General features: G+C 36.2%; 18 protein-coding genes. 14 read left to right on the plus strand and 4 right to left on the minus strand.

Features of this window, described 5'->3' with window-relative positions:
• Positions 1 to 20: 20 nt before the first annotated feature.
• Positions 21 to 611: a YceI family protein gene (locus RT138_RS01230; protein WP_313189166.1), complete on the minus strand. Its 591-nt coding sequence runs from the start codon at positions 609 to 611 to the stop codon at positions 21 to 23.
• 349 nt (positions 612 to 960) lie between these two features.
• Between RT138_RS01230 and RT138_RS01235 the strand changes: the two genes are divergently transcribed.
• Entirely contained in the window at positions 961 to 1,548 is a 588-nt protein-coding gene (locus RT138_RS01235) for an ankyrin repeat domain-containing protein (protein WP_185212448.1), read from the plus strand.
• Positions 1,549 to 1,578: 30 nt separating this feature from the next.
• Here RT138_RS01235 and RT138_RS01240 read toward each other — a convergent pair whose 3' ends face one another.
• The gene (locus RT138_RS01240; RefSeq protein ID WP_313189167.1) at positions 1,579 to 2,199 is read right to left on the minus strand and encodes a hypothetical protein; all 621 of its coding nucleotides are present in this window, start codon (positions 2,197 to 2,199) and stop codon (positions 1,579 to 1,581) included.
• 270 nt (positions 2,200 to 2,469) lie between these two features.
• On the opposite strand from RT138_RS01240, the gene RT138_RS01245 reads away from it, so the two are divergent.
• Positions 2,470 to 3,126, plus strand: a complete 657-nt coding sequence (locus RT138_RS01245; protein WP_313189168.1) for a suppressor of fused domain protein — start codon at positions 2,470 to 2,472, stop codon at positions 3,124 to 3,126.
• 21 nt (positions 3,127 to 3,147) lie between these two features.
• On the plus strand, positions 3,148 to 4,812 hold the full coding sequence (locus RT138_RS01250; RefSeq protein WP_313189169.1) for an AarF/UbiB family protein: 1,665 nt from the start codon (positions 3,148 to 3,150) through the stop codon (positions 4,810 to 4,812).
• 133 nt (positions 4,813 to 4,945) lie between these two features.
• Here the strand turns inward: RT138_RS01250 and RT138_RS01255 are convergent, their stop codons facing one another.
• A complete protein-coding gene (locus tag RT138_RS01255) occupies positions 4,946 to 6,682 on the minus strand; it encodes a thiamine pyrophosphate-dependent enzyme (protein WP_313189170.1) in 1,737 nt (578 codons plus the stop codon).
• Positions 6,683 to 6,844: 162 nt separating this feature from the next.
• Positions 6,845 to 7,744 (minus strand): DUF3078 domain-containing protein, encoded by a 900-nt coding sequence (locus RT138_RS01260; protein ID WP_313189171.1) that lies wholly within the window; start codon positions 7,742 to 7,744, stop codon positions 6,845 to 6,847.
• Positions 7,745 to 8,113: 369 nt separating this feature from the next.
• On the opposite strand from RT138_RS01260, the gene RT138_RS01265 reads away from it, so the two are divergent.
• From RT138_RS01265 to RT138_RS01315, 11 genes are all read left to right on the plus strand, one after another.
• Positions 8,114 to 8,539, plus strand: coding sequence for a BT0820 family HAD-type phosphatase (locus RT138_RS01265; RefSeq protein WP_313189172.1), 426 nt, complete (start codon positions 8,114 to 8,116; stop codon positions 8,537 to 8,539).
• A gap of 466 nt (positions 8,540 to 9,005) precedes the next feature.
• On the plus strand, positions 9,006 to 10,163 hold the full coding sequence (locus RT138_RS01270; protein ID WP_313189173.1) for an MraY family glycosyltransferase: 1,158 nt from the start codon (positions 9,006 to 9,008) through the stop codon (positions 10,161 to 10,163).
• A 14-nt stretch (positions 10,164 to 10,177) separates the two neighbouring features.
• The gene (locus RT138_RS01275; protein WP_313189174.1) at positions 10,178 to 11,137 is read left to right on the plus strand and encodes an NAD-dependent epimerase/dehydratase family protein; all 960 of its coding nucleotides are present in this window, start codon (positions 10,178 to 10,180) and stop codon (positions 11,135 to 11,137) included.
• 44 nt (positions 11,138 to 11,181) lie between these two features.
• Positions 11,182 to 12,636 (plus strand): lipopolysaccharide biosynthesis protein, encoded by a 1,455-nt coding sequence (locus RT138_RS01280; protein ID WP_313189175.1) that lies wholly within the window; start codon positions 11,182 to 11,184, stop codon positions 12,634 to 12,636.
• Between the two features lie 8 nt (positions 12,637 to 12,644).
• Entirely contained in the window at positions 12,645 to 14,054 is a 1,410-nt protein-coding gene (gene wzx, locus RT138_RS01285; RefSeq protein WP_313189176.1) for an O-unit flippase-like protein, read from the plus strand.
• Positions 14,051 to 14,944 (plus strand): glycosyltransferase family A protein, encoded by an 894-nt coding sequence (locus tag RT138_RS01290; protein ID WP_313189177.1) that lies wholly within the window; start codon positions 14,051 to 14,053, stop codon positions 14,942 to 14,944. Before wzx ends, RT138_RS01290 begins: the two co-directional genes overlap by 4 nt.
• A gap of 116 nt (positions 14,945 to 15,060) precedes the next feature.
• Positions 15,061 to 16,083: a glycosyltransferase family 2 protein gene (locus RT138_RS01295; RefSeq protein ID WP_313189178.1), complete on the plus strand. Its 1,023-nt coding sequence runs from the start codon at positions 15,061 to 15,063 to the stop codon at positions 16,081 to 16,083.
• A gap of 48 nt (positions 16,084 to 16,131) precedes the next feature.
• A complete protein-coding gene (locus RT138_RS01300) occupies positions 16,132 to 17,232 on the plus strand; it encodes a glycoside hydrolase family 99-like domain-containing protein (protein WP_313189179.1) in 1,101 nt (366 codons plus the stop codon).
• A 61-nt stretch (positions 17,233 to 17,293) separates the two neighbouring features.
• Positions 17,294 to 18,376 (plus strand): DegT/DnrJ/EryC1/StrS family aminotransferase, encoded by a 1,083-nt coding sequence (locus tag RT138_RS01305; RefSeq protein ID WP_313189180.1) that lies wholly within the window; start codon positions 17,294 to 17,296, stop codon positions 18,374 to 18,376.
• A 3-nt stretch (positions 18,377 to 18,379) separates the two neighbouring features.
• Positions 18,380 to 19,021: an acetyltransferase gene (locus RT138_RS01310; RefSeq protein ID WP_313189181.1), complete on the plus strand. Its 642-nt coding sequence runs from the start codon at positions 18,380 to 18,382 to the stop codon at positions 19,019 to 19,021.
• A 130-nt stretch (positions 19,022 to 19,151) separates the two neighbouring features.
• On the plus strand, positions 19,152 to 19,874 hold the full coding sequence (locus RT138_RS01315) for a WbqC family protein (protein ID WP_214649487.1): 723 nt from the start codon (positions 19,152 to 19,154) through the stop codon (positions 19,872 to 19,874).
• Positions 19,875 to 19,887 lie beyond the last annotated feature (13 nt).

Here is a 19,887-nt window from a genome sequence, read left to right on the forward strand (position 1 = left end):
ATTAATTTTCCCCTTAAGAGTTAGTTCTTTACCAATTCCACATTTACTGTGATGGCTACTTCAGGAGCGACTGCGTCGATTCCTGCAGCGGTTTTGTCTGCATATTTAATATTGTAATCAAAACGGTTGATTGAGGTGGTAGCTGTAAATCCAGCTCTAGTTTTTCCCCATGGATCTAGGATAGTACCATTGTTTTGGATCACATCAAAGGTTACATTTTTTGTTACGTCTTTAATTGTTAGATCTCCTGTCAGTTTGAATTTACCTTTGCCAGCTTTTTTAAGTGTGGCATTCTTAAGGGTCATTTTTGGGAATTTCTCTGCACTGAAGAAGTCATCGCTTTTCAGGTGCTTGTCCCTAGCTTCAATTCTAGTATCAATGCTGTTCACATCAATATCAAATGAAACAGTAGCATTGTCAAAGTTCACAGAATCTTTAGATTCTACTTGACCTTCCAATTTGGTAAAATCTCCATCAACGAAAGAGATTCCTAAGTGTTTGATTTCAAAACGAGCATTCGTATGTGCAGGGTCAACAGACCATTTTGTTTGTGCGAATGCAACGTTGCTAACTAAAATCAGGGCTGTAAAAAAGCTTAATAGAGTTTTCATATTCATATATTTTTAATTTCGTTTTTGTTTATTACTGCAAATTTTGGGATAAAATTATACTTGCACATTGATCTATGATAATAAATGAAAATAGATTAAAAATGTTTTATTTGACTAGGATTTGAAGCCGATTAGCTACAATAAAATATAGATTGGTTTAGGCTGTGATGTAATGTAAAAATTAAATATATTTATTGTGATTTCAGGTAAGAATGAGCTTATTATTGAAGTTAATAAATTCAATGAAGATTGGGTTGATAGAGACTATTTAATAGAAGGTTTTGAAATATTAATAACTGGCAATAAAGTTGTTTGTTCAAAATCTGAAAAAATACAATGAAAAGCAAAGATGAAAATAGGATCAGAGATTGAAAGTGCAGTAAGGCGGGGAGATACTGTCTACCTTGAAAAGAACCTCATTGATAGCCAAGTTAATGACGTTAATGAACAGTCGCAAAACCTATTAATGATTGCGACTTATCAGAATGATTATCCAACGGCTGCTTTTTTGGTTAAGCGGGGGGCGGATCCCAACCAACAGGATGAGCTGTTGAACAGTCCCTTTCTATATGCGGCAGCATCAGGATATTTAGATTTAGTGAAATTATACCTTGCCTATGGGGCGCGTTTTGATGTTTTTAACCGATTTAACGGTACGGCATTGATTCCTGCTGCTGAAAAGGGATATGTTGATGTAGTTCGGTTATTATGTCACACGAAGAACTTCCCGATAAATCATATTAACAAATTAGGTTGGACTGCTTTGCTAGAGGCAGTTATTCTTGGGGATGGTAGCAAGGATTATGTGGATATTGTAAACATACTTTTGAAAGGGGGAGCAGATAAGTCTATCGCTGATAAGGATGGTGTTTCTGCTTTGGAGCATGCTGAACAGAAAGGCTTTTCTGATATCGTCGAAATATTACAGATGTATTAATCATATATAAACATTGATAAAAGGGTTGGATCATGATTTTTTCTTGATTACTTTTTCGACTCTTTTCCGTTTACTGTCTTTTTCGATTTCATCTAATCTGCCCGATAAAGTTTCGATAAATTTCTTGGAATATGCAGATGTTATTTTGGGACTGACCAGCTCAGCATACATTGCTAATTGGTTAGTAGGGCACTGCAATAATTGTTTGATGACTGCATTGAAAGCAAGCTCCTGGTACCGTGAGAGGCTTAATATATTGGTTAAAATAGTAACATAATTGTCCCTGGTAATCACAGAACCTTGTTCTGCTGCATTTTCAAGTTTAATGAGGTTATTGACGATATGGTCGGGCTCGAGTAGGGATATTGTTTTTAATGCCGTCATAGCTCCCCATTGAAGTCTGTTATTTTTACTGCTAAGGGCTTCCATAAAATCATTCCAATAGGCAGAAATCAATTGAGGGGATGTTTCTCCTATCTCATAAAGAACTTTGATGCTGTCATTCTGTAGGTCTTTTTGTTTGCCTTGGATAAGATGTAATAGTTCCTCAATTGCATTTTTATCCTTATTTTGAACTATTTCCTGAGCCAATTGAATGTTTGGTTCTTCATCGCGTCTACCTAGCACAGATGCTAATCTATCTTTTATCATGTTTTCAAGGTTTGATGATGTAATATACAAGAAAACGGAAGTGATTTCCATAAAAATTGAAAATCTCAATTACTGAAAATCCTGTTAATTTTTGGATTATGATTTTCGATTATTAACTTATAACCAATTGAAAACTGAACATTTTTTAAATTATGCATTTTAATGAATGGCTTGATTTTAGATGTATTTCAATGAATAATCAGGGGGAAAGCATTCCTGTTTGTAAATAAGCCCAAACAATTGCGTGAAATAAATTATTAAATAAGCAATATGACTAAAGAAGAATATTTATCGAAATATAACGAGGAAGATACGGTAGGTTGGACAGCAATCGATGAACAGCTGGCGAAAGTGTATCCTGGAATTGAACCTAGGCATTATGGACCTTTATGTGGATTGCATTTTGCTGCAGGCGGAACTGATCCTATTGACGGTATAAGCGTTTATGATAATAAACAAGATCCAGCACATTTACATTTGGTAACATATGGGATGAGTGAGCTTTACTATAATCCTGAAATGGCGAGTAGCGAATTTAGTAAATGGGGTTTTGAATTCACCTTTAGATTGGTGCCTTTTGCTGAAGATCAAGGTGATCCAGGATGGGCGATGCAGGTTTTCAATAATCTTGCCCGCTATGTTTATCAGAGTGGAAGATGGTTTGAAGAGAATCAGTTCATCCCTGCAAAGGGTCCCATTCGATTAAATACGGACACTGCAATTGTAGGTTTTGTTACCACACTTGACCCTCAATTAGGACGAATCATTACGGCGCATGGGGAAGTCTCATTTATCCAATTGGTAGGAGTTACGCAAAAAGAACTTGACTTCCTGATGGAGGCAGCTTCAACCCAAAAGGTTGCTGATTTTATTGGTGAGATGAAAACGGGTAACCCATTGTTGGTTACGGATTTAAATAGGAAATAGAATGGTATCCTAAATTTCAATATGAAGCATATCAATGGTTTTCAAAAGATTAAGCGTGTTGGACAAATTCTAAAAATCCTTTCGAAACATGGATTTGATGAAGTTGTCTCCAGATCCAACCTAGACAGGATATTACCGGATAGTTTCTTGTTCTGGAATAATCATGCTCGAAAGGTATTTGAGGAAGATTTTAATGTAAGGGTCCGGTTAGCAATCGAAGAATTGGGTCCAACATTTATTAAGTTGGGACAATTGCTGAGCAATCGCCCAGATATTATTCCGAAAGATCTGCAGGAGGAGCTTATCAAACTGCAGGATGAGGTTGCTTTAGAAGGTATTGATATCCGAAAAAGGTTGGCAGATGAATTAGAGGTTGATCTTGATGAACATTTTATCTCCATCGATGAAGTTCCTATCGCTTCAGCCTCAATTGCTCAGGTATATCGAGCTACTTTAAAAAATGGTAAAGAGGTCGTATTAAAGGTTAAAAGAGAGGAGATCGATGAAGTTATTCAAGCAGACCTGGATTTTATCAAAGATTTAGTCAAGCTACTTCAGCGGAAATATGAGGTAGTCTATAAAATGAACCTTTATCAGATCGTGCTTTCTTTTGAAAGTTCCTTGTTGAATGAACTTTCGTTCACCAATGAAATAAATAATATCGAGCGGTTTAGAAGAAACTTCAAAGAGAACAAGGATGTTTATGTTCCTAAAGTTTATAGGAAATATAGTACAGATACCTTGATCTGCATGGAGTATATAGATGGGGTAAAGGTTAATGATCTAGAGGGATTTAAGCGATATGGGTTATATCCAAAGTCGGTATTACAAAATGTATTAGATCTTTATTTGGAACAGGTATTGATGCACGGATTCTTCCATGCCGATCCGCATCCTGGGAATGTTTTTGTCAACCATCGCGGTCAGATTGTTTTTATAGATTTTGGTGCCATGGGGTTTATGATTCCAGAGGATAGAAAGATCATAGAAGCGATGGTCCTTGATTTTTTGGCAAACGATGCCAAAAGCTTGATAAAAAACATAAAGAAACTTTCTGTTGCCCACCATATCGAAGATGAAAGGCGGTTGGAAAGGGATGCTTATGAAATATTTGAGATGATCAAACAAAATGCACTTGATGACATTGATATTTCAGTGATGTTGCAAAAATTAAATATCGTTTTGCAAAGTAATCATATCCTATTGCCAGATTTTGTTTACCTCTTACTTCGTGGAGTTTCAATTTTAGAAGGTACAGGTCGACAATTAGATGCAGACCTGAATGTCCCTGAAAGTATTGAACCCTTTGCGAAAAAGATTGCAGCTGAGAAATTTTCTTCAGAATACATTTTAGGGCAATTGAAGGAGAAAGCCAAATTTGCCAAGGATGTCCTGACAGAAGTGCCTTTGGATCTGTTGACCATTCTAGAAAAGGTAAAAGAGGATAAAATCACCGTAAACCACAAAATGCAAGATTTTGATAATCTTCAATTGATCCTACATAGGATGGGGAATAAATTCCTGTTATCCATTTTGGCCATGACCTTTGGAGTAGGAGCAAGTATCCTTGCACATGGTAGGGTTGGTTATCTGATCTGGGGAATTCCTGTACTTTCATGGTTTGGCTTTATCATGAGTTTTATCTTATGTTTCGCCTTGTTGAGCCATTTGTATAAGAGTAAATAGGTATTAGACATGAGACATAAGACAAAAGACATAAGACAAATGTCCATTTTCCATCCCTAAATAGGGTTGACCGTTTTTAAACTTTTTGAAAGATAGTAGGATAGGGCAAACTGATAGTTTGCCCTATTTATATTTAGAATATGCTTTTTAAGTGTTTATAGTTTGATTTGATGGTTTCAAAGACTTCGTCCATTCGGCCTCCAAGGATGAGTTTTCCCATACTTTCTGTCATGCCCACGACTTGATTTGCACTGATGTGGGACGGCATTGCCAGTGCACTAGGGTTGGTGAAGATGTTCAATAGGAATGGACCATCGACGCGTAGGGTTTCCGCGATGACCGAACCTACCTCTTCAGGCTTGTGGATATTCATAGCTGGAATGCCGAAGGCTTCCGCCACTTTAGCGAAGTCTGGGTTTTGCATATCAGTTTGGTTATCAACCAATCCAGCTACTTGCATTTCAAGTTTTACCATACCTAGAGCTCTATTGTTAAAAACAATAAGCTTTACGGGTAGATTATATTGTTTTATGGTTGCTAAATCCCCTAACAGCATCGAAAGGCCACCATCGCCACACATAGCTATGATCTGTCTTTCAGGATGGGCTAAAGCCGCTCCAATAGCCATAGGCATGGCATTAGCCATGCTGCCATGGTTAAAGGATCCAAGCATCTTACGGTCGCCGGTTTGCTGTATATACCTAGCACCCCACACACAGGTCATTCCAGTATCAAGGGTAAAGATGGCATTAGGACTTGCATGCTTGTTGATCACATCGGCAACGAATTCTGGTTGAATGGCATCATTTGTGCCAATATCGTCCACATACTCATGAAGGTTTTCCTGTACTTTCTTTGCAAAATTGCCCAATGAGTCCAGAAAGGCACTGTCCACTTTTTCTTTTAAAAGCGGTAATAAAGCAAGGATGGTTTCTCGGATATCGCCTACAGCTGCAAGGTCGAGCTTACATCTTCTGCCGAGCCTTTCTTCCGCTGTGTCAATCTGGATTATTTTGTTGTCCGTAGGCATGAAATCATCATAAGGCATATCAGTACCTAACAATAGCAGTACATCCGCTTCTTTCATGGCTTGGTAGCATGACGGGATGCCTAAAAGGCCAGTCATTCCCACATCATAGGGAGGAGGCAGCTGTGCATTCATTTTTCCCCGAAAGCTATAGCCTACTGGAGCTTTTAGTTTCTGTGCCAGGAGCTGTAATTCTTGTCTAGCACCTATTGCTCCAATTCCAGCATAAAGAGTGATTTTCGATCCTTTATTTAGGAGGTCAGCGATTTTTTGAAGTTCATAGTCCGAGGGTCTTATTATTGGGTTACATCGGAAAATTTGAGTTGAGGTTATTGATTCTTTGGCCTTTAATTCAGAAACATCGCCAGGTAATCCGATGACACTAACTCCCTTTTGAGAAATTGCATGTTGAATTGCAGATTGAATGATACGGGGAGCCTGTTCCGCCGTAGTAATCAATTGGTTGTACCCGCTACAGTCATCAAATAGTTTATAGGTGTTTGTTTCTTGGAAATAACCGGTTCCCATTTGATTGGTTGGAATAGTTGATGCGATCACTATCATAGGTACATGCGCTCGATGGGCTTCATAGACCCCATTGATTAAATGCACATGCCCAGGTCCACAGCTTCCTGCACAGCATGCTAAACCATCCAACTCTGCCTCAGCGGCAGCGGCATAAGCACCAACCTCCTCATGCCTAACATGGATCCATTGAATTCTACCATCTTTTCTAATTGCTTCATTGAAAAAGTTCAAACTATCACCTGTTACTGCATATACTCGTTTAACTCCCGCTTCAACGAGCATTTCTACCAATTTTTCTGCAACTATTTTAGCCATTTTGAATAAGATTTTATGTTTTGTTTCCTTTATTAAACAACAGGTTTTCAGTCTTTTGGTTTCTGGCAACTTGAAAATATTCGAATTGAAAGAAGGGGAAGGGCACAAAAAAAGCGGCCTATTAGCCGCTTTTAATAGATTTATTAATTTTCTGTAAGATTCTTAAAACTTATAAGTGACACCCGCTCCAAGAATCTGTCTAACTTGTAGTCCTGGGCCTTTAGTGCCGTCGCTTTTCGGAACATTCACGTTGTCATCATATACCAGTTGAACGGCCGCATTTACTGTAATGAACCTATTTACCTGTAGATTTAGGTTTGCCAAATAGTCAACATCAATATTTTGAGGATCCTGAAGGTAATTTGAATATAATTTCAAGATGTTTTCAAATGTAATGTTTTCCATTAGTCCGACTTTATAGTAAGCATCTAAAGCTGCACCAAATTCATTTCTTGAGAATTTATCAGGGTCAACACCGTAATCCGGTCTTAGGCTTTCAGCTCCCACCATCACAAACCTTGCAGATGCCGGAGAGATATTGATTTTGAAATTGTCTGATTCTTTGAATGCCATACCTGGACCGAAGCTTAAATATGCAGGAGCAAAGGGAGCAGAAATCTTTCTGCCTCTAGTTTGACCCTTATATTCATAACCATTTGCAAATTGGGTGTTGAAGTTCATGAAAAAGGTGTAATACCATTTTTCAGCAGCTTGGTAGCCTAGTAAACTGTTAATAGCGAAACGGTCATCGTTTTTTCTCCAATCTGTTTCTTTTTGGTAGGTCTGTCCATAGGCAGCGATCAATTTATTATCCCAATTCCATTTGTCTTTTTTGTAATTGAAATCGTAATTGAAAATTAGATTTCCCGCCAAGGAGTTTACACCACCTGCAGCCCAGTTAGAAAAGGAGCTTTGGTTTAATAGGAAGGTGTTTTCACCCATGATGGTCCAAGTTTTGGTTGTGTCGATCTCTAGGATTTCCTCACCTTCAGACTCTTGAGCTGAGACTTGCAAACTAAGGAAGGTAACAGCAGATAAAAAAGCAACTTTTAATACTTTCATGATTGATAATTATTTTGTGAATAGTTGTGAAATTTGCGGCGCTAAATTATTAAAACTTAATTTTTATCCAAGGGATAGCTGTGGGGGAAGGGGATTCGGCTTATTAAGGTATTTCAGGAAATTAAAGGATAAGGTTGATTTAAATTCAATGAGAGTAGTTTATTAGGTTTTTAATGGTTGCCTAATTAAATTTTGAAAAAATTGAGCTATTGTAACTTTTACAAAATTATATTTTGAATAAAAGGATTTTTCATTATGAAAAAACGACCTAATTTGTCTCGAATTAGTCTTAAAAATCTGTATATGTGTTGGCTGAATTCAGTAAGATTTGGACTGGAATTTGTTGTAATAGATAAAAAATATTGAAAGATGGTAATTGCGGTTGATTTTGATGGAACCATTGTTGAACATAGATACCCAAGGATTGGGAGACCCATTCCTTTTGCAATAGATATTTTGAGGCAATTACAGAATGAGCATCATATATTGATATTGTGGACGGTGAGGGAAGGTGAATTGTTACAGGAGGCCATTGATTATTGTAAAGATCAAGGTTTGGAATTTTACGCTCATAATTCGAATTTTCCTGAAGAGGACCGGAGTAAAGGTCCAAGAAAACTAAGTGCAGATTTATTTATTGATGACCGAAACTTTGGTGGTCTACCAGATTGGGGGGTGATTTATCGGGCAATAACTAAAAAAATGGCACATGATCTAGCGTTTGATACCGATGCGGTTTTCGAAGAAGGCGTTCGTCCCGCGAAGATTTCTGCTTGGAAAAAGATCTTTAAATAATTTATTTATTAATTTAAATTTTATATTTTTATAATATAATTATTGATTTCAGACCCTATTACTGGGGTTATGGTATTAATTCCTTTGCAATAATCTAGATATTGTCCTATACCCCTAAATTATGGGTTTAATAATTGGCTTAATGGTATTAATAAAGGCTTAGTAAATTTGATAAGTCTTAGAAATTAGATGTTTAAGCACATAAATGAGGGTGTAAGGTTTGGGCTACAAATTGAGAAATATAAGGTGTGGATAGGCTTAATCAGTCGTTTGCCCCTTAAATATGTTATAAATTTGTTCCAAACAAATGCTCATTTTATAAAGCAAAATTAAATTGTTGGTTAGATATAGTGTTACTAAATCAGCTGGCAGCTAAAGTCTAAAAATTAAGTCGATGGAGTTTATCATTCTACTTGTTCCTTTCTTATTAGCCATATTTCTTGGGAAGATTATCATCCCATACATTATGCTTATAACATATAGGAAGAGGTTATTTGATCCCATTGATGCTCGAAAAGTCCACCAAAGTATTATCCCAAGATTAGGTGGAGTTGCATTTGTTCCCATTCAATGTTGTTTATTAGCCATTACCGTTGTATTAGTCTATAAGACCAATTTTGTCAATTTGGGCATTGTGACATGGGAAGTATTTCCAATGTTCATTATGCTAATTTGTGGATTGGTAATCCTTTATATCATTGGTATAGCAGATGACTTAATTGGAGTAAGCTATAAATGGAAGTTTGTTGCCCAGATTTTGGTGGCTACTTTCTTTCCTCTAGCAGGATTATGGATCAATGATCTGTATGGGTTGATGTTCCTAACTTATCTGCCAGCATGGGCTGGTATTCCGCTCACGGTTTTTGCTGCTGTGCTTATTATCAATGCGATCAATCTGATTGATGGTTTGGATGGACTATGTTCTGGCTTGGTTGGAGTTGGTTGTTTGGTGTTAGGAACCTTATTTGCTTTTTACCATGCCTGGATCCATGCCTTGTTGGCATTTATTACCACTGGTATTTTAATATCGTTCTTCTATTATAATGTTTTTGGTGCATCCAAAAGGAGGAGAAGGATATTTATGGGGGATACGGGCAGTATGACCTTAGGTTATACTATGGCATTTTTAGCCATTAGCTTTGCTATGAACAATAAGAGTATCAAGCCTTTTTCAGAAGGAGCTATTGTTGTAGCTTTCTCAACATTGATCGTTCCAGTTTTTGATGTAGCTAGGGTAATATTTATCAGATGGTATAAGGGCTTGCCTTTGTTCAAGGCGGATCGTAGCCATTTGCACCATAAATTACTTCGTTCAGGTCTATCACACAAGAGTGCCATGATGAGCATCATCGGTCTCTCTTTATTTTTCTGTGCTTTTAATATTATCACCGTTCAATTCATTAGTAATAACGTAGTTGTTCTTTTGGATCTTGTTTTATGGTTCTTGTTTACTTTGACCTTCAATTATTTTGTGAACAAAAGAAACGCTAAACTTGTTAATCAGGAGATGGAACAAGGAACGATTAAAGTTGAAGCTGCTCAGTTCACAGAGGCTCAGGGCAAAGAAGTGAAAGCTGGTGAAACTCCAGACGCAGTTTCAGTCACATTAATAAATAAAATATAACATTTAGATTATAGATGAATATAGCTATTATCGGTGGTTCTGGTTTTGTTGGCACAAAGCTAATTGGAAACCTCATTGATACTCCCACACTAAACCTTATCAATATTGATAAACAACAAAGTTCTAGTTATCCACAACTGACGAAGATTGCAAATGTTCTTGATAAAGTTCGATTAAAGGAGCTTTTAATGGGGCAAGATGTGGTGATTTTGTTAGCTGCAGAGCATAGGGATGATGTTTCTCCGACGTCACTTTATTATGATGTGAATGTGGAGGGGATGAGGAATACCCTAGAAGCCATGGAAGCTAATGGTGTTAGCAGGCTGATCTTTACCAGTTCTGTTGCGGTTTATGGCTTGGATAAGGATAATCCGGATGAATCTTTCCCAGCGGATGCATTTAACCATTACGGTAAAAGCAAATGGGAGGCTGAACAGGTTCTTCAAGAATGGTATAAGACCCATGCTGATTGGAACATCAATATTGTTCGCCCTACAGTAATCTTTGGAGAAGGAAACAGAGGAAATGTTTTTAACCTGTTGAACCAAATTGCATCAGGTAAATTCATGATGATCGGTGATGGGAAAAATCAAAAGTCTATGTCCTATGTTGGTAATGTCGTGGCATTCCTAGAATTCTTAATTCAACATAAGCGAGAGGGTTATAATGTATATAACTATGTAGACAAGCCTGATTTTACTACCAATGATTTGGTTTACCATACTGGTGAAATTTTAGGAAAAAAGATTCCGACTACCCATATTCCTTACTGGATCGGGATGCTAGGAGGATATGGTTTTGATGTGTTGGCATTTTTAAGCCGAAAAAAACTGACAATCAGTTCTGTTCGTGTGAAGAAATTCTGTGCAGTTACTAAATATGATTCTACAAAAGCGATGTCTTCAGGTTTTGTTCCCCCATATTCCATGGAGGAAGGCTTAAGGAGAATGTTGAATGCAGAATTCGGGAAATAATATAAAATCATAATTTTATATTAAAAATTTTGAAACTATAAAGCATGGGGCTTAAAGAGCAAGCTGCTAAAGGGGTATTTTGGGTTTTTGCTGAACAGTTTGGTTCACAACTGATCGGTTTTGTCATAAACCTAGTTTTAGCAAGGGTTTTATTGCCGTCTGATTTTGGAACAATTGCTTTGTATGGGGTAATTATGAGTGTTTCCGCTGTTTTGGTAAATGGGGGATTGACGAATAGCCTCATCCGTAGCCAAGATGTCGACCAAAGGGATATGTCCACTGTATTCTGGTTCAATTTTGGTGTCAGTGTTATCCTGTACTGCATCATCTTTTTTACAGCTCCACTTGTTGCCGCTTTTTATGAAATCCCGGTTCTTACAGGATTAATTAGGACTTATGCCATCATCTTGATCATTGATTCCTTTGCGGCCGTGCAAGCCACAAAGGTCATTAAAGAGATGAATTTCAAAAGGGCGTTCAAGATTCAGCTACCATCCATGCTGGCTGGCGGTGCATCTGGGATCTTCTTTGCGACCCATGGGTTCGGGGTCTGGTCACTGATCTATTCTTCCTTAGTTCAAAACTTTGTTTATACTTTACAATATTGGTTGTATAGTGATTGGAGGCCTTCTTTTGTCTTTGATAAAGTGAAATTCAAATACCATTTTTCCTTTGGTGTGAAATTGACCGCTTCTTCATTACTGGATACGATTTTCAATAATTTGTACAATATAATCATTGGTAAGAAGTTTTCTCCAACCCAATTGGGTTATTACAATAGGGCAGATTCATTAAAGCAATTGCCGATTACAAATATAGCTGGAGCATTAAATAGGGTTACTTTTCCTTTGTTTGCCAAACTAGCACATGATGATGCTGCTTTGAAAAAATATTATCAAAGCATTATTTTGGTTGTGATTTTCCTGATAGCTCCATTGTCAGTATTAATGGTAGTAGTTGCAGAGCCATTGATCCGTTTTTTATTGACAGATAAATGGTTGCCTTCAGTCCAATATTTTCAAATTCTATCAATAGGAGGGATTTTTTATCCAATCCATGCGTATAACCTTAATATCTTGCAGGCAAAAGGGAGATCCGATCTTTACTTGAAAATCGAGGTATTCAAAAAGATAGTTATTGTTTCAGTCATTTTATGTTGTTTGCCATTTGGAATGATTGGTTTGGTATGGGGTAGTGTAATTATTTCAGTCATCACGGTCTTCATAAATACCCATTACACTTCTAAGTTTATTAATTACCCTATTTGGAGACAATTTGCTGATTTGTTGCCGAGTATTATCAGGGCGTTAATTGTAGGTACTCTCGTTTTCCTAATTGACCAATATTTACTTATAAATTACCACGATTTAATTCGTTTGATAATATCTGTTTCCATATATTTGTGTACTTATTTTGGCGTTGCTTATCTATTAAAGACTAAGGAATTGGCTATATTAATTGACTTGATTAAAGGTAGCCGCAAGAATAAAGAGACTTAAACAACTTTATGGGCGTTAAATTGACCAAAAAGGATGTTATTTGGAGTTATTTAGCGCAATTTTTTGGAATAGCTTCAGGTATTTTCATCCTTCCTATTATTTTAAGATTACTTTCAACAGAGGAAATTGCATTAAACTATTTGATTGGATCCTTGGGGTCCATGGTTGCCTTGTTCGATTTTGGTTTTGCGCCACAGTTCGGAAGGAATATTACCTATGTTTTTAGTGGAGCTCAAGAAATTCATAAAAAGGGTATCCAAGAAGTAAATGGATTAGGAGAGATTAATTATAATCTTCTCGCCAATATGATCAATACGGCTAAATTCGTATATCTACGGATTGCTATTTTTTCTGGGATAGTTCTTTGTACGTTTGGGACCTGGTATATCTACAGTGTCACCAATGGTTTTACAAGTGTGAACCATGTGATTTGGATTTGGATTTTTACCATTATTTCCATCTTTCTGAGTTTCTATTTTACCTATTTTGATTCTTTGTTGATAGGACGGGGATTGATCCGCAAAGCCAAGATCGCCGGGATCATTTCCAAAGTTGTTTATATTTCTCTAGCTATTTCCTTTTTGTACATGGGCTATGGGCTTTTTGGCGTGGCGATATCCAGTCTTTGTTCCACTTTTGTATATAGATTTATTTCTTATCGTTTCTTTTATGACCGTGATTTCAAGGAAAAGCTGAAAGGAATAAAACCAAAACCTGAAGAAAGAAAGGAATTGTTTCTAAAGATTTGGCACAATTCAAGTAGATTGGGATTGGTGTTTATCTCTGCCTATGCCATTAATAACCTCAGTATGTTTTTGGCTGGTTTGTACCTGAGCAGTGAGGAGGTGGCATCTTATGGGCTGTTAATTCAATTGGTGGGTATTATTGGGGTGGTTTCAGGAACTTTGATCAACAGTTACAACCCAACATTTGCTTCACTGCGAATCTCTGGAAAATCGAAGGAGCTGATGCAAACTTTCTCCTTTGCATTGTTCGTATATCTCTCCTTATTTATTATGGGTGCCTCTTTTTTGATTTTCTTGGGCCCAATGGTGCTAGAATTTATAGGTTCTAATGCAGTTTTGCCAAATGCCTATATCATGATGGCATATTGTTTAGTTGTAATTCTAGAAAATAACCATTCCAATTTTGGAACCTTGATAGTGACCAAAAACGAAGTTCCTTTTTTGAAGTCGTCTGTTATTGCTGGTTTCTTTGTTGCAATCGGTGATTTCCTGGTTTTGAATTATCTTTCGTTTGGAGTTTTAGGGTTGATCTTAGTTCAAGGGATAGTACAATTGGCCTATGCGAATTGGAAGTGGCCACTACTGGTATGTCAAGAGTTTTCAACCAGCTATTTGAAGATTTTGCGCCTAGGCTATAAAGAAACCATTTTAAAAGTTAAGCTCCTGAGATGAACGAATTAGCAATAGTAATTCCTTATTTCAAGATTGATTATTTTGAAGAATGTATAAAATCTTTAGCTAACCAAAGCAATAAGAGGTTTTCTATTTACATAGGAAATGATTTAAGCGCTGATGATCCTTTGCCGATCATTGAAAAATATTTATCATCGGACCGGTATTTCTATTTCAATTATTCCGAAAACCTAGGTGGGAAAAATTTAGCTTTTCAATGGATGAGGATTTTGAATGAGGTTAAAGAGCCCTGGTTTCAAATATTGGGTGATGATGATTCCATTGCCTCAAATTTTGTAGAAGAGTTTTATAAGAATTTAGCATTCATCGAATCAGGGTGTCATGTATTAAAATTTAATACGGTACTTGATTTTGTGGGAGAGAGGGAAGAGAGGTTTTATAGTGGTTTTAGGACTGGTTACTATGACACCTATAATCTAATATTAAGAAAGATTGCGGGAGGACTGAACAGTAGTCTCAGCGAGCATGTTTTTAGGAGAGTAAGGTTTGATGAGGTAGGTTTTGAAATTTACCCTCTAGCTTGGCACACAGATGACTATTTAATTTTGAGTATGTCAGGTTTCAATAAAACTTACTTCATTAGCGATTCCAGTGTGCTAGTGAGGGTTTTTAGCAATAGTACCTCTGGTTCTGAGAAAAATCAAATTGAAAAGTCAGATGCTACAAAAAAGTATTTGTGGGATTTTGCACAGTTATTGATCCAAAGCAATAGGGGGTTCCAAGATAAAAGAAGCTTTTTAATTGCAATAAGAAAGTATAAATCTGAAGTCGGCTTACCTTATATTTCTGAGATTTATTCCTTGTTTGGTCTGTTAGGCGTTGTTTATTTTCGAATGTATTCAATTGGTTTGAGTTTAAAGATAAAATAAGGGGTTTCGGGAGAGTAAAAATTAGCTTAATTCTTTAATGTGAATTATTAGAAAATTGTAATTAAAATATTGTCCTAATATTTTACAATTTGTTAATATATCCCTATATTGGACACATGATCCAAGTAACAGTTATTGTTCCGGTTTTTAATGTTGAAAAGTACATCAGAGAGTGTTTTGAGTCAGTTGCTCTACAGAACTATCCTTATTTGACCTGCATGTTCATTGACGATGGGAGTACTGATGCAAGCTATGATATTCTTCAAAAGAAAATTGACGGCTATAATGGACATATCGATTTTAAGTTGCTTAAGAATGAGAAAAACCTAGGGGCTTCAGGGACTAGGAACCGAGGGATCAGAGAAAGTCAGTCAGACTATATTTATTTTTTAGATAGTGATGACGCCATTTCCTCAACTTGTATCGATGAGTTGGTTTACCATGTATTTAAACATCCAGGTGTTGATATTGTTCAAGGGGAGATATTAAGTGAGGTAGCAAATATCAATCATGTTCTTAAAATTTCTGGTAAAGGATATCCAGATTATTCTTGTGATATACATTGGGTTCGGGCAAACGTTTTCAATAGCTTACCTATTTCACCTTGCAATAAGCTTATTCGCTTGGATATCTTAAAAAGGTATGAAATCTACTTCATGGAGGGGATCGTGAATGAAGACGTGTTGTGGACCTATCATTTAAGGAAGTATATAAAAAGTTTAGCCTTCAATTTCAGAGAAACTTATTTCTATAGACATAATCCTAATTCAGTCACTATTTCTGTACAAAATGAAAGACGGAGGTTAGTGGATCAGTTTTTTATTTTGGACAGTTTTCTTCAAGATATTGATTCAAGCTATAAGGAAGTAGACAATTTTGGTATTCTAAAACAGTATTCCCATGTTAAATTAATGACTGTTTCTCCCGAAAATCAAGAATATTTTATTGTAAGTTTAAACACCTGTATTCGGAAGGCTCTGAATACCCGCGGTATTTTAAAATTTTATAAGCCATTTTTCTACTATTTAACCATTTCAGGCGCGATTTTTGGTAGATCTTTATTCATTTGGCGTAAATTTCTTGGTATTTTGTTTAGGTATAATAAAGTCATTGAAAAACAGCGTCTTAAGGGTGTTTAATCATTAAAACTGAACTATTTTATTCATTTACCTATTAGTTAATACATCATGGGGAAAGTAAAGGCAATCGCATTCTATCTCCCACAATTTCATCCAATTAAAGAAAACGATGAATGGTGGGGGAAAGGTTTTACAGAATGGACAAATGTTGCAAAAGCAAAACCAATGTTTCCGGGGCACTATCAACCACATATTCCTGCAGACTTGGGTTTTTACGACTTGCGACTCTCTGAAGCACGGATTGCGCAGGCAGATTTGGCAAAGAAATATGGTATTTCTGCATTTTGTTATTGGCATTATTGGTTTGGAAATGGACGCCGGATATTGGAGCGGCCATTTCAAGAGGTTTTGGAATCAGGAACTCCTGATTTCCCGTTTTGTCTAGCCTGGGCAAATGAAACCTGGAGTGGAATCTGGCATGGTAATCCTAAAACCATTCTAGTTGAACAGGTTTATCCTGGAGAGCAAGATTATATAGATCACTTCTACAGCATATTACCTGCATTTAAAGATAATCGTTATTTTAAGGTCGATGGGAAGCCATTGTTTATGGTGTATAAACCAATGGAAATTCCTGACTTGTCGTTGTTTGTTTCAACCTTTAGAAGATTAGCTGCTGAGAATGGTCTCGAAGGAATTCATTTAGTTGCGACTAATGTCGACCCAGATTGGGAAACTGAAAAGTATGGATTTGATGCTCTGACTCCTGCGGCTCATACAAAGGACTCTTATTTACGATCTGCAAATAAATTTGTTGACATATATAGGAGAGCGAAGACAAGTAGGTTAAATAAATATTATAAAAAAATATTTAAGCGTCCTGTTAGGATTTATAATTATAAGGATGCCATTCAAGAATTTGATGAGAATTCGGGCAACAATATATATTATCCAACCGTGATTCCAAATTGGGATAACAGCCCAAGAAGCGGATTAAATGGATTCATACTTCATGATTCTACGCCTGAACTGTTTAAAAAGGCAATGGTCAATGCGGTCAGGATGGTGAAAAAATATGATCCCGAGAACCAGATTGTTTTTATTAAATCATGGAATGAATGGGCTGAAGGCAATCATTTGGAGCCAGATTTAAAATTCGGTCATAAATATCTGGAGGTTGTAAAGGATGTCCTACAAACAAAAGATTAATTAAGGCTTTTCAATAAAAAGAGGTATCATTTATTTAATTTTCCAACTCGAAATTAATTAAATGATACCTGTAACAAAACCATTTTTACCTCCAATAGAAGATTATAAGCAATACTTGGACAGTATTTGGTCTAGGAATTGGCTTACAAATATGGGGCCTCTTGCCAGTAAACTGGAGATGGAGCTGAAGGATTATTTCGATGTAAACCATTTATTATATGTTACTAATGGTACAGTAGCACTTCAATTGGCAATCAAAGCCTTAGACTTAACCGGAGAAATCATAACCACCCCTTTTTCATTTGTTGCCACCACTTCTTCCATTGTTTGGGAGGGCTGTACACCAAAATTTGTGGACATTGATCCTAAAACTTTGAATATAGACCCTAAGAAAATAGAAGAGGCTATCGGTCCTGATACAAGTGCTATTTTGGCTACCCATGTTTATGGAAATCCGTGTGATGTTGAAGCTATTGAAAAAATTGCCAAAAAGCATAATTTAAAGGTGATATACGATGGGGCACATGCATTTGGGGTAAAGGTGAATGGTAAATCAATTTTCGAATACGGTGATATAAGTACTTGTAGTTTGCATGCCACAAAACTTTATCACAGTATTGAAGGAGGATTGGTTGTTACAAAGGATCCAGAGTTGTTAAAGAAAATCGCTTACATGAGAAATTTTGGAATCTCTGGATATAGCAGTTTTTCTGAACTGGGTTTAAATGGGAAAAATTCGGAATTCCATGCAGCGATGGGCTTGGTCAACTTTAAGTGGTTGGACAAGATTATCAGCCGACGCTTAGAAATTATACAACGATATTCCGAAAATCTAAAGAATTTTAAAGCAACAGTACCTGTTTGGCTTGAAAATTCAAACCAAAATGGTGCATATTTGGTTTATGTAATAGAGTCAGAAGATCTATTACTAAAAATCAAATCCACTTTGGATACATTTGAAATTTTCACAAGAAGGTATTTTTACCCTAGTTTGTCTTCAAGTTTACCTTATCTTGATCCAGTATCAATGAAGGTTACTGATGATATAGCGAAGAGGGTCTTATGTTTACCATTGTACTATGAATTGACAGATGATGAGGTGGATTGGATTTGCCGCATTATTTTAAGAAGTCAAAACAATTAGTACATGTTAATATTTGGAGCCAAAGGCCTTGCAAAAGAAGTTTTGGAGGTTTGTTTGGAAACAGTAAATAAAAGCAATATCGTATTTTATGATGATGTATCATCTGATTTACCTGATAAGCTATATAATGAGTTTTTAGTCCTGCGAAACCTTAGTGAAGCAAGTGATTATTTTGCAAATGTCGATAACAGGTTTGTTTTAGGATTAGGAGGACCATTATTAAGAGCTGGAGCGTTCAGAAAATTTATTGAAGCAGGAGGAATACCATTTTCTTTAATTTCCCAGACCAGTAAGGTTGGTTCTTTTGGGGTGGAGGTTGCAGAAGGGGTAAATGTGATGTTGAATTCAGTCATCACCAATGATGTTAAGATTGGTAAAGGAGTTTTAATCAATCAAATGGCATCGATTGGTCATGATGTGATAATTGAGGACTTTGTTGAAGTTTGCCCTGGGACTGCGATTTCAGGACATTGTAAAATAGGGGAATTGAGCTTCCTAGGAACAAATTGTACCATCCTGCCAAATATTACAATCGGAAAGAGGGTGATAGTAGGGGCAGGTTCAGTGATAAATAGAGATATTCCGGATGGCAGTACAGTTGTAGGTGTGCCAGGGAAAATAATAAAAACCAACAATTATTATTAAGGTTAATAGTTAGAATAAAATTTATAATTTAAAACAAATGTGATATGATATAAAAAGGGATATAGTACTCGAAAAAATCACACACACTAAACACACGCTAATAATAGTAACATCTTAGAACAAGTTCATTATGCTTAGAAAAAAAATAGGTATAATGCAGCCATATTTCTTTCCTTATTTAGGATATATCAGTTTGATTAAACATACTGATAGGTTTATTCTCTTGGACACCGTCCAATTCATTAGACGGGGTTGGATAGAAAGAAATCGGATTTTAAAGCAAAAGGAAGGATGGTTGTATATCCAGGTTCCATTGAAAAAAGAAAATGGAAGATCTACCTTAATTAAAGATTGTGTTTTAGATAACACTAAACCTTGGAAAGAGAAAATACTAGCACAATTTCAAATCTATAAGAAAATTGCGCCGAATTACGAGTTAGTGATGGATTTTTTGAGAAAGACTTTTTCAAAAGATTTTGATAATATCACTTCATTGAACCGTCATGTCCTTACTGAAATATGTAAGTATTTGGATATGGAGCGTGATATATCAATTTTTTCTGAAATGGGAATTAAAATTGATCAACCTCAAGATTCAGATGAATGGGCATTGAATATCTGTAAAAGATTAGGAGCAAAGCTTACTTACATAAATCCAATTGGAGGTATGAGTTTCTTCGATCGAACAAAATATTTCAATGCTGATATTGATATGTATTTTCATCAAATCAATCTTCAGGAATATAAACAAGGATACAGAGAATTTGAACCAGGATTGTCCATTTTGGATGCACTGATGTTCAACACAAAAGAAGAAATCCATAATATGTTAGATCAATTTGAATTGATTTAAATCCCTTTTAATT

Source organism: Sphingobacterium sp. (assembly GCF_032065005.1).
In the GTDB taxonomy this organism is placed as follows: domain Bacteria; phylum Bacteroidota; class Bacteroidia; order Sphingobacteriales; family Sphingobacteriaceae; genus Sphingobacterium.